The sequence below is a fragment of the Nocardiopsis sp. FR4 genome, assembly GCF_009830945.1.
Taxonomy (GTDB): Bacteria; Actinomycetota; Actinomycetes; order Streptosporangiales; family Streptosporangiaceae; genus Nocardiopsis.
On the sequence record NZ_VWVV01000038.1, the window covers coordinates 24,539 to 40,453 of the forward strand.

The 15,915-nt window shown below is 70.9% G+C and carries 16 protein-coding genes; 11 read left to right on the plus strand and 5 right to left on the minus strand.

Going from position 1 to position 15,915, the window contains the following annotated elements; genetic code table 11:
• Positions 1-84: 84 nt before the first annotated feature.
• From FYW95_RS25250 to FYW95_RS25260, 3 genes are all read right to left on the minus strand, one after another.
• A complete protein-coding gene (locus tag FYW95_RS25250; protein WP_159944221.1) occupies positions 85-780 on the minus strand; it encodes a redox-sensing transcriptional repressor Rex in 696 nt (231 codons plus the stop codon).
• 329 nt (positions 781-1,109) lie between these two features.
• On the minus strand, positions 1,110-1,376 hold the full coding sequence (locus tag FYW95_RS25255; protein ID WP_159944220.1) for a glutaredoxin family protein: 267 nt from the start codon (positions 1,374-1,376) through the stop codon (positions 1,110-1,112).
• A 25-nt stretch (positions 1,377-1,401) separates the two neighbouring features.
• On the minus strand, positions 1,402-1,659 hold the full coding sequence (locus tag FYW95_RS25260; protein ID WP_159944219.1) for a MoaD/ThiS family protein: 258 nt from the start codon (positions 1,657-1,659) through the stop codon (positions 1,402-1,404).
• Between the two features lie 105 nt (positions 1,660-1,764).
• Between FYW95_RS25260 and FYW95_RS25265 the strand changes: the two genes are divergently transcribed.
• The 7 genes from FYW95_RS25265 to FYW95_RS25295 all read left to right on the plus strand — a co-directional run bounded on the left by FYW95_RS25265 (position 1,765) and on the right by FYW95_RS25295 (position 9,468).
• The gene (locus FYW95_RS25265; protein WP_159944218.1) at positions 1,765-2,532 is read left to right on the plus strand and encodes a winged helix-turn-helix transcriptional regulator; all 768 of its coding nucleotides are present in this window, start codon (positions 1,765-1,767) and stop codon (positions 2,530-2,532) included.
• 302 nt (positions 2,533-2,834) lie between these two features.
• Positions 2,835-3,980: a hypothetical protein gene (locus FYW95_RS25270; protein ID WP_160050918.1), complete on the plus strand. Its 1,146-nt coding sequence runs from the start codon at positions 2,835-2,837 to the stop codon at positions 3,978-3,980.
• 122 nt (positions 3,981-4,102) lie between these two features.
• The gene (mshD, locus tag FYW95_RS25275; RefSeq protein WP_159944216.1) at positions 4,103-5,095 is read left to right on the plus strand and encodes a mycothiol synthase; all 993 of its coding nucleotides are present in this window, start codon (positions 4,103-4,105) and stop codon (positions 5,093-5,095) included.
• A gap of 338 nt (positions 5,096-5,433) precedes the next feature.
• Entirely contained in the window at positions 5,434-6,396 is a 963-nt protein-coding gene (gene pstC, locus FYW95_RS25280) for a phosphate ABC transporter permease subunit PstC (RefSeq protein WP_159944215.1), read from the plus strand.
• The gene (gene pstA / locus FYW95_RS25285) at positions 6,396-7,481 is read left to right on the plus strand and encodes a phosphate ABC transporter permease PstA (RefSeq protein WP_159944214.1); all 1,086 of its coding nucleotides are present in this window, start codon (positions 6,396-6,398) and stop codon (positions 7,479-7,481) included. The genes pstC and pstA overlap by 1 nt, the downstream gene beginning before the upstream one ends.
• A gap of 54 nt (positions 7,482-7,535) precedes the next feature.
• Positions 7,536-8,315, plus strand: a complete 780-nt coding sequence (pstB, locus tag FYW95_RS25290) for a phosphate ABC transporter ATP-binding protein PstB (protein ID WP_159944213.1) — start codon at positions 7,536-7,538, stop codon at positions 8,313-8,315.
• Between the two features lie 187 nt (positions 8,316-8,502).
• A complete protein-coding gene (locus FYW95_RS25295; protein ID WP_159944212.1) occupies positions 8,503-9,468 on the plus strand; it encodes a nucleoside hydrolase in 966 nt (321 codons plus the stop codon).
• 128 nt (positions 9,469-9,596) lie between these two features.
• Here FYW95_RS25295 and FYW95_RS25300 read toward each other — a convergent pair whose 3' ends face one another.
• Complete coding sequence (locus FYW95_RS25300; protein ID WP_159944211.1) at positions 9,597-10,214, minus strand: DUF47 domain-containing protein; 618 nt, start codon at positions 10,212-10,214, stop codon at positions 9,597-9,599.
• 420 nt (positions 10,215-10,634) lie between these two features.
• On the opposite strand from FYW95_RS25300, the gene FYW95_RS25305 reads away from it, so the two are divergent.
• The 3 genes from FYW95_RS25305 (at position 10,635) to purM (ending at position 13,779) form a co-directional block, all read left to right on the plus strand.
• On the plus strand, positions 10,635-11,111 hold the full coding sequence (locus FYW95_RS25305; RefSeq protein ID WP_159944210.1) for a sterol carrier family protein: 477 nt from the start codon (positions 10,635-10,637) through the stop codon (positions 11,109-11,111).
• Positions 11,112-11,120: 9 nt separating this feature from the next.
• On the plus strand, positions 11,121-12,617 hold the full coding sequence (gene purF / locus FYW95_RS25310) for an amidophosphoribosyltransferase (protein WP_159944209.1): 1,497 nt from the start codon (positions 11,121-11,123) through the stop codon (positions 12,615-12,617).
• A gap of 97 nt (positions 12,618-12,714) precedes the next feature.
• Positions 12,715-13,779 carry a phosphoribosylformylglycinamidine cyclo-ligase gene (gene purM, locus FYW95_RS25315; RefSeq protein ID WP_159944208.1) on the plus strand — a complete coding sequence of 355 codons (1,065 nt, stop codon included), beginning with the start codon at positions 12,715-12,717 and terminating at the stop codon, positions 13,777-13,779.
• Positions 13,780-13,928: 149 nt separating this feature from the next.
• Here the strand turns inward: purM and FYW95_RS25320 are convergent, their stop codons facing one another.
• Positions 13,929-14,150 (minus strand): DUF3073 domain-containing protein, encoded by a 222-nt coding sequence (locus FYW95_RS25320; protein ID WP_159944207.1) that lies wholly within the window; start codon positions 14,148-14,150, stop codon positions 13,929-13,931.
• Between the two features lie 255 nt (positions 14,151-14,405).
• On the opposite strand from FYW95_RS25320, the gene FYW95_RS25325 reads away from it, so the two are divergent.
• Positions 14,406-15,239, plus strand: coding sequence for a DUF8083 family protein (locus FYW95_RS25325; RefSeq protein WP_236567946.1), 834 nt, complete (start codon positions 14,406-14,408; stop codon positions 15,237-15,239).
• Positions 15,240-15,915: the final 676 nt, after the last annotated feature.

Consider the following 15,915-nt stretch of genomic DNA (forward strand, 5'->3'; position numbering starts at 1 on the left):
CCGGTACCCTCCGCGGCCGCGGCGCACGCTCGCTCATCGCCCACCGCTCATGCGGGCCTCACGGCCCCTACGACAGTCAAGGTCTCACGTCAGTTCCAGACCCGCGCGTTCCGCGTTCCGACCGTCGCCGTCGGCCCTGCGCTGCGCGTGGAAGGCGAGGATCTGGAGTTCGATGGACAAGTCGACCTTACGCACATCGACTCCGTCCGGCACATTGAGGACGACCGGCGCGAAGTTGAGGATGCTGGCCACCCCCGCCTCGACGAAGCGCGTCGCCACGCCCTGCGCCGCCGCCGCCGGTGTCGTGATGACCCCTATGGAAACGCCCTCTGAACGGACAACCGCCTCCAGGTTGTCAATATGCCGCACATCCAGGGACGCGACGCTCTGGCCGACCATCGCCGGATCGGCGTCGAGCAGGGCCGCGATGCGGAAGCCGCGGGTCCCGAAGCCCCCGTAGTTGGCCAGTGCGCGCCCCAGGTTGCCGATGCCGACGATGGCCACGGCCCAGTCCTGGGTGAGACCAAGCTCACGCGAGATCTGGTAGACCAGGTACTCGACCTCGTAGCCCACTCCGCGCGTCCCGTAGGACCCGAGGTGGGAGAGGTCCTTGCGGAGCTTGGCCGAGTTCACGCCGGCGGCGGAGGCGAGGTGCTCGGAGGAGACGGTGAGGATCCCGCGGTCCTGGAGCGCCTGGAGCGCGCGCAGGTAGATGGGGAGCCGGGCCACGGTGGCCTCCGGAATGCCCCTCTCCCGGGGCCGTGGTGGGCGACTGGTCACAGGCGGGCGCTCCTGGGCGGCGGTCGGTGCGGGCGGTTGCGGGGGACGGTCCGCGCGGGGACGGCCGAGCGGTCCGACGCCGGGAGCGGGCGGGCTCGCGCCGCACTCCCCCGACAGGTCTGGGACCCCCAGATTACGTGCTTGTGAAAGCACGCACAAAGTGGGGTCCGCTGTGACCGCGGGCTCATAACTTCCCACCGGCGGGGCCCTCGTCGACCCGCCGGAAATCAGTCGAGCACATTTCGCCCATTGCCGACTCCGGAAAATGGCGCAGGTGTGAAGTTCTGTGGACACACCCTCTTTTCCTCCCCCGCGGAATCCTCTCCGGCTCAGTTTCCGAGGGCGGCGCGCAGCCGGTCCTCCCCGACCCTCCAGAAGTCGTGGCGACGGCCGTCCACGAAGGTCACCGGAACCTTGTCCCAGTACTCCTCCCGCTCGTCCCCGGTCACGTCGTCGAGCTGGTGCCGTGCCCGGCTCGCGCCCAGCTCGGCGGTGACCCGCTCGATGACCGCCCAGGCGTCCTCGCACAGGTGACAGCCCGGCTTGCCGAGCATCACCACGCGCGCCCGACTCGCCCACTCGGGCGTGTACGCCATGTCCCCTCCCCTCTCCACGATGCGCTCACCCGCCCGCGAAGGGCGGTAGGACCTCGATCACAGTCCCTTCGGTGACCTCGACGTCACCGTGCGGCCGACGCCCGACCGGGTTCTCACCGACCAGCAGCGAGCAGGACCCGAGTACGCGCTGGAAACGGTCGTCGGGGTGCAGCCGACGCGCCGCCGCCAGGGCCTGCGCGAGGTTGTCCGCGTCGACCGTTTCCTCGGCGGTTCCGGCGGCTTCCTTGGCCGCGGCCCAGTACCTGATAGTGCACTTCGCCATCTGTTGATTATCCTTGTGTTGCTCGGAGGCGACGTAACAGACACCTTCACCGGGGGCAATGGCGCCTTCGATCGCCCGCACGCGCGGGCCGACGAGAAGAGACGCATGAGCCATCTGCTGCTGTTGACGAACTCGAACGAACCGTCAGACCACGTACTGCCCGCTCTCGGGCTCCTCCTGCACTCCGTGCGGGTGGCGCCGGCCGAGGCCGGGGCGCTACTGGCCTCAGGCGCGGGAGGTGGCTCCAGCGCACCGGTGGACGCCATTCTGGTCGATGCCCGCACCGACCTCGCGACGGCCCGCAACTTCTGCCGCCTGCTCGACACCACGGGGCTGGACTGCCCGCTGATCGTCATCCTCACCGAGGGCGGCGTCGCGGCGCTGACCCCCGACTGGCAGGCCGACGACTTCATCCTCTCCACCGCGGGACCGGCCGAGGTGGAGGCGCGCCTGCGGCTCGCCGTCGGCGCGGCCGAGGCCGGGACGGACGACCCCGACGAGATCCGCAGGGGCGATCTCGTCATCGACGAGGCCACCTACATCGCGCGGCTGCGCGGCCGGATCCTGGACCTGACCTTCAAGGAGTTCGAGCTGCTCAAGTTCCTCGCACAGCACCCCGGCCGGGTGTTCACCCGGGCGCAGCTGCTCCAGGAGGTGTGGGGTTACGACTACTTCGGCGGCACCCGCACCATCGACGTGCACGTGCGGCGCCTGCGGGCCAAGCTGGGCGCGGAGCACGAGTCGCTGATCGGCACCGTGCGCAACGTCGGCTACCGCTTCGTGCCCGACACGGTGGCCAAGGCCTCCCAGGTCCCGACGGAGGACGGCGACACGCTGCCCGCCGCCCGCGCCGCCGACTCCGGCACCAGGTAACACCGTACAGCGGATCCGGCGCGGACCGGGGAACGGGCTTCCCGGGCCGGGTGCGGACGACTCCGGGGCGCCGCGTACCGACGCGGGCGCCCCGCGGCCGTTCCCGGGCTCTCCGTCGCCGGCTGTACAACATGTGTTCACGGAAGGTGCGGAAGCAGACGTTTGGACCCTCGTGTTCGGGGCCCCCAGGTCCTAAGATCATGGGGGCACCCCGGCCCGGGACGTCAGGCGCGGCGAAACCTCCCGCGGCAGGGTGCGCGCACACACCCTGGCGCGCCGTCCGCGAGGAGGAGAACGCCCCCATGCCCACGACCGCCGCGAGTTCCCCGCTCACTCCCGGGCACCGGCGCAGAGGCCTGGTCCTCGGCGCCGCCTTCGTCGGCTCCAGCCTGGTCGCCGTCATGGCCCCGGCCCACGCCGAGCCCACCGCCTCGGGGGAGCCCTCGGCCTCCCCCGAACCCACGGTGGCGGCCGTCATCGCCTTCGACACCGACACCAGCGGGGTGGAGCCGGGTGAGGCCGCTCCGCCCAACCCCCTCACCGTGACCAACACCGGCGACGCGTCCGTCTGCCTCGTCGGTTTGAAGGTCCCGCACCCCGAGTTCGACGCGCGGGGCTTCGAGCCCGGGCCGGTCGCCCCCGGGGACACGGCCTCCGCGGGCGAGGTCGCCGGCACGCCGAGCGCGTCGGCCGAGGTGGTGGCGACCCTGACCTACGCGCTCGCCCAGGAGGGCGTCGACTGCGCCGACCTCCAGGCGGCGCGAAAATACACCGTCTCCACCGGCGTCTGGACGGTCTCGGTCACCGAGCCCCCGTCCTCCCCGAGTCCCACTCCCTCGCCCACCCCCTCGCCCACCCCCTCGCCCACCCCCTCGCCCACTCCCACTCCCTCGCCCACTCCTCCCAAGGAGCCGGGGCCGAGCCCCTCGCCGACGCGCGAGCCCAGCCCGAGCTCCCCCGGGACCGCCTCCCCCGGGAGCGGCGACCGGACCGAGGGCTCCGGGAGCACCGGCGGTTCGGGGAACACCGGGAGCCCGGGAACCTCCGGCGGCTCCGGGGGCACCGGCGGCCGGTCGGGCACCTCCGGCGGCACTGGCGGCCCCTCCGCCAGCACCGGCTCCCCGACCGGCGGTGTCGGCAACGTGCCCACCAGCGACGTTCCCACCAGCGACGCCGTCGTCCCGGGCCTGCCGAGCAACGAGGCGGACCTGCCCGAGGTAGCCCCCGGCGCGGAGGACCTCGCCGACCTGCCGCTGGTGACCCCGGGCACGGACGAGGACCTCGGCGACACCGAGGTGGCCGCCGACCACGGCGACCTGGGACCCAACATGGCCCCGGCGGTACTGCTCGCCGCGTTCCTGCTCGCGCTGCTGCTCGCCGCCCCGCTGGCCCCGGTGCGACGCGTCCGCCTCGGCGGCGGCTACCAGGGCAAGCGCCGCCGCAGGTAGGCCCGCCCGGCTTCGCGCCCCGCTCCGCCGACGCGCGGGGCGGGGCACCTTACCAGGACAAACGCCGCACCGGCCGTGCCTGACCGAATCTTTACGGGGGTGCCGTCGTAGGCTTGCCGTCCATGAGAACCCCGCTCGTCACCGACGACCTGGCTCCGGCCCTGGCCGACCAGGTGCTGTCCCTCGCCGAGGCCGCCCGGGCGGCCGACGGCGTCGCCCCCCTGTCGGAGCACACCCTGCTCCGCGTCAGACACGGTGCTCCCGCCGGGAGCAGCCGTTTCCACCTGGTCATCGAGGGCGAACGTGTGGTCGGCTTCGCGTTCGTCGAACGCGTCGCCGGCGAACCCGACTCCGGCGAGGTCGTCGTCGACCCCGCGCACCGGGGACACGGATACGGCACCGCGCTGCTGGAGTCGGTCCACCGGGACGCCGGGCCCCGCGGCGTGCGGGTGTGGGCGCACGGCCGCACCCCGCAGGCGGTGGCGGTGGCTCGGGCGGACGGCTGGACCGCCGTCCGCGAACTCCACAAGATGCGGATGCCGCTGCGCGACATCGCCGCCGACGAGCCGGGCGGCCCGTGGAAGGCTCCCGAACTGCCCGAGCCCCGGCTGCGGCCCGACGTGGCCGACCGGGTGCGGCTGCGGACCTTCGTCGTGGGCCAGGACGAGCAGGCCTGGCTGGAGGCCAACGCGCGCGCGTTCGCCGACCACCCCGAGCAGGGCCAGCTCACCCTGGACGACCTGCTCCAGCGGGAGGTGGAGGACTGGTTCGATCCGCACGGCTTCTTCCTGGCCACCGCCAAGGACGGCCAGGTCGCCGCCTTCCACTGGACCAAGACCCACGCCGACGGCGCCGGGCTCACCGAGGGCGAACCCGTCGGTGAGGTCTATGTGGTGGGCGTGGACCCCGACTGGCAGGGCACCGGGCTCGGCCGCGCGCTGACCCTGGCGGGGCTGCGTCACCTGCGCGACGCGGGACTGCCCTGGGTGCACCTGTACGTGGACGGCGGCAACGAGGCCGCCGTGCGGCTGTACGAGTCGCTCGGCTTCGGCATGTGGGACACCGATGTGATGTACGCGCCGCCCGCGGACGGACCCCCCGGGCCCCCAGCCTGACGTGCCACTCGTCACATTCACCGATCAATATCCCTACCGCCATGGGGGTGCGACACCCCGTTCATCTTCCGTTCATCTTTCTTGGGATATCTCGTCACCTGCTGCGCCTACCTTCACATGCGGCGCGATACGGCCAGTTCCCGTGACGAACGTGGCGGAACGGCCGGTGACCAGCCGGAGGGGCGCGCTGAGGTGACCACGGCGGGGAGAGGGTCCCCCGACCCTGGGAGTACCGCGCCCCGCCGGGAACAAAGAGACCAGGCACGCACGAAGGTGCACGGTACGCACCGCACCATCCGGGCGATCCGCCCCGAGACCTTCCGAACCGGAGCCAATCCATGACGACCACGGACGCGCCCAAGGCGGCACCACCGCCCACGGGCAAGCGCCGGATCGGCGACGTCGCCTTCGCCGGGCTCGCCCGAGGTTCGGGCATCCTGATCCTGCTGATCCTCGCCGGTGTCGCCGCCTTCCTGATCGTTCAGGCCTGGCCGTCCCTGGCAGCCAACACCGCCAACTTCCTGACCACGACGGAGTGGGACCCCAACGTCCGCGAGGAGCCCGCCTTCGGCGTCGCGGCCCTGGCGTTCGGCACCGTGCTCGCCGCGGCCATCGCGCTGCTGCTGGCCACGCCGGTGGCGATCGGCATCGCGCTGTTCATCGTCTTCTACTCGCCGCGCAGGCTGTCCTCGCTGCTCGGCTACCTGGTGGACCTGCTGGCAGCGATCCCCAGCGTCGTCTACGGCCTGTGGGGCATCGGCTTCCTCGCCCCGCAGCTGGTCCCGGTCTACGAGGCCATGACCCGCTACCTGGGCTGGATCCCGCTCTTCGCCGGACCCGCCTCCACCTCCGCTCGCACCATCCTGACCGCGGGCGTGGTGCTGGCCGTCATGATCCTGCCGATCATCACCGCGATGTCGCGGGACGTGTTCCGCCAGACCCCGCAGGGCCACCGTGAGGCCGCCCTGGCCATGGGAGCCACCCGCTGGGAGATGATCCGGCTCGCCGTCCTGCCCTTCGGCAGGTCCGGGGTGATCGGCGGCTCCATGCTCGGCCTGGGCCGCGCCCTGGGCGAGACCATGGCCGTCGCGATGATCCTGTCCCCCTCCCTCGTCCTGTCCTGGAACCTGCTGCAGAGCGGCAACCAGACCATCGCCGCGCACATCGCGCTCCAGTACCCCGAGGCCACCGGGTACGGCGTGTCCGCGCTCATCGCAGCCGGACTGGTCCTGTTCGCGATCACCCTCGTGGTCAACATGGGCGCGCGCTACGTGGTGGCGCGGGGGAACAAGGAGTCCTGATGAGCACGACGACAACCCAGCCCCCCGCGCCCGGTCCGGGCCCCGGCCCTACCCGCTCCGACCTGCGGCACGGGTCGCTGCCGAACCGCTTCCCCGCCGCCCTGCTGGCCTCCTGCGCCGCCGTGGTCGCCGGGGTCCTGCTGGCCTTCGGCGCCTTCGGCTTCCTGCTCTGGGGACTGCTCACCGCGGTCTCCTACGCGGTGATCGTGGTGACCGCCTCGGCCCGCGTCGAGGGCGGGCGCAAGGCCACCGACCGCCTGGTCACCGCGCTGGTCTACGGCTGCTTCGTCCTGGCGATGCTGCCGCTGGCCTCGGTGCTGTGGACCGTGGTGGGCAACGGCCTGGCCCGGTTCGACGGCTACTTCCTGACCGTGTCCATGAACGGCGTGCTGCCGAGCATGGACGCGGGCGGCGCTTACCACGCGGTGGTCGGCACCCTGGCGATCACGGGGATGGCCACGCTCATCTCGGTGCCGATCGGCGTGATGACCGCCGTGTACCTGGTCGAGTACGCCCAGGGCCGCATGAAGCGGACCATCATGTTCTTCGTCGACGTCATGACCGGTATCCCGTCGATCGTCGCCGGACTGTTCGTGGTGGCCCTGTGGATCATGCTGTTCGGCCCGGGCCGGACCAACGGCGCCGCGGGCGCGATCGCGCTGGCGGTGCTGATGGTCCCGGTCGTGGTGCGCTCCAGCGAGGAGATGCTGCGGCTGGTGCCGCAGGACCTGCGCGAGGCCTCCTACGCCCTGGGAGTGCCCAAGTGGCGGACCATCACCAAGGTGGTCCTGCCGACCTCCGCCGCCGGGCTGACCACCGGGATCATGCTCGCCATCGCACGCGTTATCGGGGAGACGGCTCCGCTGATCCTCACGGCGGGAACGTCGGCGGTGTCGATCAACTGGAACCTGTTCGACGGACAGATGATGAGCCTTCCGGTGTTCATCTACTCACAGGTCCGCATGGGCGGCGCCGTCAACTACGAGAGGGCCTGGGCGGCGGCGCTGACCCTGATCCTGGTGGTGATGCTGCTGTTCTTCCTGGCCCGCATGATCGGCCGCCTGTTCGCGCCCAAGGCCAGCTGACCCTACCCACCGCCCACGCCCCGCGCGCGGAGCAGACTTCACGAGGAACTTCCAGTGGCGAAACGTATCGACGTCTCCGGACTCCACGTCTACTACGGCGACTTCCTGGCCGTGGAGGACGTGTCCATGACCATCGAGCCGCGGTCGGTGACGGCGTTCATCGGGTCGTCCGGCTGCGGCAAGTCCACCTTCCTGCGCACCCTCAACCGGATGCACGAGGTGACCCCGGGCGCCCGCGCCCAGGGCAAGGTCCTCCTGGACGACCTGGACATCTACGGCCCCGACGTGGACCCGGTCATGGTGCGCAGCGAGGTCGGCATGGTCTTCCAGAAGGCCAACCCGTTCCCGACGATGTCCATCTACGACAACGTCATCGCCGGTGCCCGGCTCAACAACAGGCGGATGAGCAAGTCCGAGGCCGACGACCTGGTGGAGCAGTCGCTGCGCGGGGCGAACCTGTGGGAGGAGGTCAAGGACCGGCTCAACAAGCCCGGGTCCGGCCTCTCCGGCGGCCAGCAGCAGCGGCTGTGCATCGCCCGCGCCACGGCGGTCAAGCCCTCGGTGCTCCTGATGGACGAGCCCTGCTCGGCGCTGGACCCGATCTCGACCCTGGCGATCGAGGACCTCATCCACCAGCTGAAGGAGGACTACACGATCGTCATCGTCACGCACAACATGCAGCAGGCGGCGCGGGTGTCCGACCGGACGGCCTTCTTCAACCTCTCGGCGCCGGGCAAGCCCGGCAAGCTCGTGGAGATGGGTGAGACGAACCAGATCTTCACCCGGCCGGAGAAGAAGGAGACGGAGAACTATATCACCGGTCGGTTCGGTTAGGCCGTCCGCGCAGGCCCCCGACCGGGGACGACCGGTGATCGGGTGGTCGGTTCGGTCAGACCGCCCCCGCAGGCCCCCGACCGGGGACGACCGGTGATCGGGTGGCCGGTTCTGTCAGACCGCCCCCGCAGCCCCGACCGGTGATCGGATGACCGCTCCGTACTTCGCACAACCAGGAGGAGACTCCGTGACCACACCGCTGGTGATCGACACCGACACCGCGCAGGACGACTGCGTGGCGCTCCTCGTGGGGCTGCTGGACCCCGCGGCGGACCTGCGCGCCATCACCATGGTGGCCGGGAACGTGGGCTTCGACCAGCAGGTGCGCAACGCCTTCGTCACCCTCAGCGCGGCCGGGCGGCTCGGCGAGGTGCCGGTCCACCTGGGCTGCCGCCGCCCCCTGGTCCGGCCCTGGGTGAGCGCGGAGAACGTGCACGGCGACGGGTCCGGCGGGTTGTCCATGGACGCCTCGGGTCTGGAGCCCGAGCCCGAGCACGCGGTGGACGCCCTGGTCCGGCTGGCCGCGGAGAACCCCGGTGAGCTGTCGATCGTGGCGATCGGACCGCTGACCAACATCGCGGCGGCCCTGGCCAAGGACCCCGGCTTCGCCCGCAACGTCGGCTCCCTGTACGTCATGGGCGGGTCCAACAACGGCCGCGGCAACATCACCGCCGCCGCCGAGTTCAACTTCTACGTCGACCCGGAGGCCGCCAAGGCCGTGTTCGCGGCGGGCTTCGACGTCACCGTGGTCCCGTGGGACCCGCTGACGCTGCGCCAGGCGGTCTTCGACCAGGAGCGGCTGGACGTGATCGCCGCGCTCGGCACCCCGCTCTCGGACTTCTTCGGCCGGGTGTGCGCGGCGACCCTGGAGTTCGACCGGCGGGTGGGCATCGACGGCACCACGCACCCGGACTCGTTGACCGCGGCGGTGCTGCTCCACCCCGAGCTGGTGCGCCGCTCGGCCCGGTACCACGTGGACGTGGAGACCGCCGGGGAGCTGACCCGCGGCTACTCGGCCATGTCCTGGGGCGTGCACGGTCTGGCGGCGAACGCCACCGTGATCGAGGAGATCGACTCCGAGGGGTTCTTCGCCCTCCTCGTGGAGGTACTGTCCCGCCGGACGGTGCCCACGCGCGAGATCACCGGCCTCTAGCCGGACGGGCGGGTGCGGGGGCGGCGGGAGGCCCCAGCGGCTCCTGGAGCTCCTCGGCGGGCGGGGGCGTGCCACCACCCGCCGCTGGTCCCGGCGGGAAGGAGTGCTCGGAGGGGGCGGGGGAAGGCTCAGCCGTTCTTGACGACGATGGTCTCCACCGTGTTCGCGACGTGCTCGAACGCGTCCGCGGCGGCCTCCAGCTCCTCGATGACGTCCTTGAGCTTGAGGACGGTCAGGGCGTCGTACTCGCCGCTGAACAGGTGGGCGAGGAGCTTGCGGTAGATGCGGTCGGCCTGGTTCTCCAATTGGTTGATCTCGATCCAGTACCGGGTCAGGTCCTCCAGCGTGCGAAGGCGGGGCATGGCCTCGGCGGTCAGCTCGGCCGCGCGCTCCAGTACCTCGATCTGGTCGATGATCCCCTTGGGGAGGCGCTCCAGGGCGTAGAGGCCGATCAGGTCGACGGCGGCCTCCATGGAGTCCATGACGTCGTCCAGGTTCGAGGCCAGTCGGTAGATGTCCTCGCGGTTAATGGGGGTCGCCGAGCTCTTGTTGAGCCGACGCATGATCGCGTGGGTGGCGTCATCGCCCGCGTGCTCGCAGGCACGCATCTTCTCGGTGATGGCTTCGCGATCAGCCCCGTCGCTCATCAGCTCCACCAGCAGGCGGGCCGCGATGACCAGGTTGTTCGCCGAGTCGGTGAACATCTCGTAGTAACTGTCATCACGCGGGCGCAAGCGCAGGCGCACGTCGTTCTCCCGATGGTGCGGTGATGTTCCTTGTGGATGTTAAGCGGGCGGACCGTCTGGTCCGGTGCGGCCGGTCAGGGCAGCGGGCCCGGCGCCGGTGCGGACGGGCGGGCACGGACTTAGTCACCCCTTATTCATCTGTCGGTGTCACCGCGCGGAACTCCCTGGGGTACGGGGTCCATCGCAATCCTCTCAATCTCGACAACACCGGGACGGTTCGGGACGCTACCGTGTCCCGCCCGCGCTGACCAGCGTTGCGATGAGACAGGAATCACCCAATTGAGCGGAGACCGGCGGACAGCGCCATCGCTGTTGCCCGATGTCCACCTTCGAGCCATCCGCCAGACATGGCAAGTACCTCTCTCATTCACTGATTCGATGCCACCGCGAGTCCCGGCTCCGGAGCCGTAGGCTTTCCCCATGCCTTCCACCCTGAGCGCGAGCGCCGTGCGGCGTCTGCGCGAGTCCCTGGACGCACAGCTCTCCGCGCTGGGAGAGGCCCCCTTCACCGGAGACGACGAGGCCGCGGTGGCCGCCTGCGCCGAAGCGGTCCTGCGCGCCGAGGAGCCCCTGCGCGCGGCGGTCAAGGCGGCCGTGCGGGGCAGCCTGGCGGTGCTCGCCGACCGGGCCCCGGGGCGCAGCCTGGAGGTGCGCGTGCCTCCGCACGGCGCCGTGCAGGCCGTGGAGGGTCCGCGGCACACCCGGGGCACACCGCCGGGCGTGGTGGAGACCGATCCCCTCACCTGGCTGCGTCTGGCCACCGGCCGGATCCCCTGGGCGGAGGCGGTGTCCGGACACCTCGTGCGCGCCAGCGGCGCCCGCTCCGACCTGTCCGGACACCTGCCCCTGTGGCCGGTACCTCCCCCGGGTGGTGCCGCGCCTGTGTCCAGGCACTAAGCTGTGGGTGTGTCGTACTCCGACGGCCGGCTCTCCATGGACCTCGATCCGCTCGAACGCGGCCCGCAGGACGCCTGTGGCGTCTTCGGGGTCTGGGCACCCGGCGAAGAAGTCAGCAAGCTCACCTATTTCGGTCTCTACGCCCTGCAGCACCGCGGACAGGAGTCCGCCGGCATCGCGCTGAGCGACGGAGAGCGGATCGTCGTCTACAAGGACATGGGACTCGTCTCCCAGGTCTTCAACGAGGCGACCCTGGACTCCCTGCGCGGCCACCTGGCGATCGGCCACTGCCGCTACTCCACGACCGGTTCCCCGGTGTGGGAGAACGCGCAGCCGACCTTCTACACGGCGCGCGAGGGGGGTCTGGCGCTCGGCCACAACGGCAATCTCATCAACACCCCGGAACTGGCGGCGATGCTGCCCGACACCCGGCGCGGCGCCACCACGGACACCGAGGTCCTCACGAACCTGCTGGCCGACCGGGCCAGGAGCGGCAGCTCCGTGGAGGACGCGGCCGCCGCGCTGCTCCCGCAGGTCAGGGGCGCCTTCTCCCTGGTGTTCATGGACGAGAACACCCTGTACGCGGCGCGCGACCCGCAGGGCATCCGGCCGTTCGTGCTGGGCCGCCTGGGCGAGACCTCCGGCGCGGGCGGATGGGTGGTCGCCAGTGAGACCGCCGCCCTGGACATCGTGGGCGCCACCGTGGTCCGCGAGATCGAGCCGGGCGAGCTGCTCACCATCGACGAGCGCGGGGTCCGCTCCCGCCGCTTCGCGCCCGCCCAGCGCAAGGGCTGCCTGTTCGAGTACGTCTACCTCGCCCGGCCCGACACCACCATCGCCGGCCGCAACGTCAACTCCACCCGCGTGGAGGTGGGCCGCCGTCTGGCCAGGGAGCACCCGGTGGAGGCCGACCTGGTCATCCCGGTGCCCGAGTCCGGGACCCCCGCCGCGGTGGGGTACGCCGAGGCCAGCGGCATTCCCTTCGCCCAGGGCCTGGTGAAGAACTCCTACGTGGGCCGCACCTTCATCCAGCCCAGCCAGACCCTGCGCCAACTGGGCATCCGGCTCAAGCTCAACCCGCTGCGCGAGGTCATCCGGGGCCGCCGCCTGGTGGTCGTGGACGACTCGATCGTGCGCGGCAACACCCAGCGGGCCCTGGTGCGGATGCTGCGTGACGCGGGCGCCGCCGAGGTGCACGTGCGCATCTCCAGCCCGCCCGTGCTGTGGCCCTGCTACTACGGCATCGACTTCGCCACCCGCGCCGAGCTCATCGCCGCGAACCTGAGCGTGGACGAGATCGCCGCGTCGGTGGACGCCGACTCCCTGGCCTACGTGGACCTCGACGAGCTGGTCGCCGCGACCGAGGTGCCCAAGAACGACCTCTGCCGGGCCTGCTTCGACGGGGTGTACCCGATCGAGGTGGACGCCGACTCCCGGGGCAAGTACCTGCTGGAGAAGGCCTGCGGAACCCCCGAGGGATCGACCCTGGCCACCAGCGAGAAGTAACCGCCGCCCCGGGCTCGACGGGCCCCTCCGGCGGCTGCGCCGTGCCCTGGGAGGGCCGGACGCACCACCACCGCAACACAGCACGAGGAGAACTCGCGTGGCAGCCGACAGCACAGGCGCGACGGGCGCGTACGCGGCAGCGGGCGTCGACATCGCCGCCGGTGAGCGCGCCGTCGACCTGATGAAGCGCCACGTGGCGCGTACCCGCAGGCCCGAGCAGGTCACCGACGCCAGCGGATTCGCCGGCCTGTTCCGGCTCGACACGAGCAGGTACAAGGACCCGGTCCTGGCGACCTCCACCGACGGCGTCGGCACCAAGGTGCTGCTCGCCCAGCAGATGGACAAGCACGACACGATCGGCATCGACCTGGTGGCCATGGTCGTCGACGACCTCGTGGTCAGCGGCGCCGAGCCCCTGTTCATGACCGACTACGTCGCCTGCGGCGCGGTGGTCCCCGAGCGCATCGCCGAGATCGTCGGCGGCATCGCCGAGGGCTGCCACCAGGCGGGGTGCGCGCTGATCGGGGGGGAGACCGCCGAGCACCCGGGGGCCATGGAGCCCGACGAGTACGACCTGGCCGGCGCGGGCACCGGCGTGGTCGAGGGCGACGCCATCCTGGGCCAGGACCGGGTCCGCGAGGGCGACGCGGTGATCGCCATGGGGTCCTCGGGCCCGCACTCCAACGGCTACTCGCTCGTGCGGCACATCGTGGAGCGGGCCGGGCTGGACCTGTCCGCGCACGTCCCGGAGCTCGGCGGCGTCCTGGGTGAAATCCTGCTCACCCCGACCCGCGTGTACGCCAAGGACTGCGTGGCCCTGACCGGCGCGGTCGAGGTGCACGCCTACGCGCACATCACCGGCGGCGGCCTGGCGGCGAACCTGTCCCGGTCCCTGCCCGACCACCTGGGCGCGGAGCTGGACCGCTCCACCTGGGCGCCCGCCCCCGTGTTCGGCTACCTCGCCGCCAGGGGCGGCGTGAGCCGGGAGGACATGGAGGCCACGTTCAACATGGGTGTGGGCATGGCGGCGGTCGTCGCGGCGCAGGACGCCGAACGCGCGCTGGAGGTCCTGGCCGACCGCGGTGTCCCGGCCTGGCGGCTGGGCACGGTGACGGCGGGTTCCGGGCAGGCGGTGCTGTCCGGGGAGTACCAGGGCGCGTGAACGGACGCGAACATAGCCGGTGCGAACCACCAGGGTGGTTCGCACCGGCTATATCCACCTGTCCGCTACGGCTTCCGGGCGGGAGAGCCGTGACCGCCACAGGTCAGCGGTTGTTGTCCGAGCGACCTGAAAGTCTCGGCCGACGCGTGCTACCTGTCGGGGTCCGAGTACTTGTCGGCAAGATCCGCGTAACGGTCGACCAGGTCGTCATGAGGATCCGCGTAGGCGTTGTCCGGACCCGACGGTCCAGGCCTCTCGTCCTCAGCGACACCCAGCTCCGACCGCAGCCGATCAAGGTCGGTCCCGCCGGAGCTGTACTTGAGCTTCCGGGCGACCTTCTGCTGCTTGGCCTTGGCTCGGCCGCGCCCCATTGGCTCGACCCCCTCAACGATTGGGTTCCGACGAACCCCAGATCACTTAACTAACCCGCACTCACGGGCTGACGGCCGTCAAACGCGACTGACGACAGGCGTCAGCTTACGTACACATACAACCGTACCTGGTCGGCCCCCGTCGTGCCTACGCCACCCGGGTGTGACGGATGTGGTGCGCGCGCGAAACCGGCCGCCCACCAGGGGTTCGGCGCGGTGAGTGCCACAGGCAACGATATGTGCCACGATTCCCTCGTGCTGCCCTACACCGCCTATCTCCGCGTCTACCAGCCGATCCACGCGTTCTCCCCGCGCGACCGCGGCTACTGGGAGGAGTACGCGACCTCCCGGGACCGCCCCCGGCGGATCAACGCTCTGGCGGCCGAGCACGCCGAGAGCCTCGGGCGGCTGGTGGCGACGCCCCCGAGGGCGGCACCGGTGGAGGAGAGCCGCAACGCCTACCTGCGGCGGGTGAACGAGCGCCTCTACGTCTGCCCGTGGCAGACCCGTCTGCGCTCGTGGCGGGCCTTCACCGAGTTCACCGAGGCGATGCCGGCGGCGGTGGGCGCGGCCTTCGTCCCCCCGCCGGAGGCCGAGCGCGTCCAGGAGGACTACCGGGAGTGGCGCGACTCCGGCGCGCTGGTCCGGACGGGGATACTGTCGAGCAACTGGACCGTCCCGATCCCCTGGTTCGTGCCCTTCGAGGCCCAGGAACGCTGCCTGGTGCTCTCGGCGGGCTCCACCCGGACCCTGCTGTACCTGACCCGCACCTCCCTGGCCGTGCGGCGGCTGGAGCACACCCTGGCGGTCCTGAGGGAGCACGTGGGCGGGAGCGGGGTGGCGACCTCGACCGAGAACCTGCTGGACTGGCTCTCCCTGACCGCGCACCCGGGCTCGCTCCTGGAACTCGACTACGGGGGCCTGCCGCACCTGCTCAGCGACGACCACCTGAGCGAGGACCACTCGGTGGCCGAGGTGTCCGGTGCGGTCGAGGCCCTGGAGAAGGGTGAGGCGGAGCGTGTGCTGGAGTTGCGGGAGAGGCTGACGCGACGCTGGAAGTCGGTTCGAGCCCTGGAGCACGCCAACTGACAGTTACGGTATCTCCAGGTTTTCGTAGACACTCCCCCCTGCCGTGTCGTCTCCTGATGACCTGGAACCGTGTGCGCCACGCCGTCGGCCAACCTGGTACACCAGGTTTCTCGGCCACCTCCGGAGAACTTTGCGCACGTGACAACGGTGCGAGCCCGGACGTCGTCCGCGCACGACATCAAGAGTCGCGAAACTGGGCATAACGCCCGTTGGGGGTCGGCGTAGACTGTAGTCGTTCGATCACGCAGTGCACCGAGAGTAACCACAAAACCCTTGCCGCGCGGGCATTCCGCGCGGCACGGCCCCCCAGTCCGAGCGAGCGGACCCCGCCCGCCCCCGCCCTCCCCGACCGGTCGGCCAGGACCCCGAGGACCCCGCCCCCACGGTGTGGCACCGGGTTTCGGTCAGCCACCCGTAGCACTTCGGGCGCTCCGCATCGAGAAAAACAAGGCCGGAGGACGAAGTTTTGACCGAATACGCCACATGCCACTAAACGTGTCGCTAGAATCACTTAGCGTGACGCGGCCACGGGCGGCTTTCTTCGGCCTCCCACACGCAAAGTTGCTTGGAGTGGCCGTACAATCACCTCGGGTGATGCCAATATAGACCTAGAGGGAATATTGGACATCCGGGCCAAGTGCCAGGATTAAGGCTCAAGGATCGGCACACAGATCCA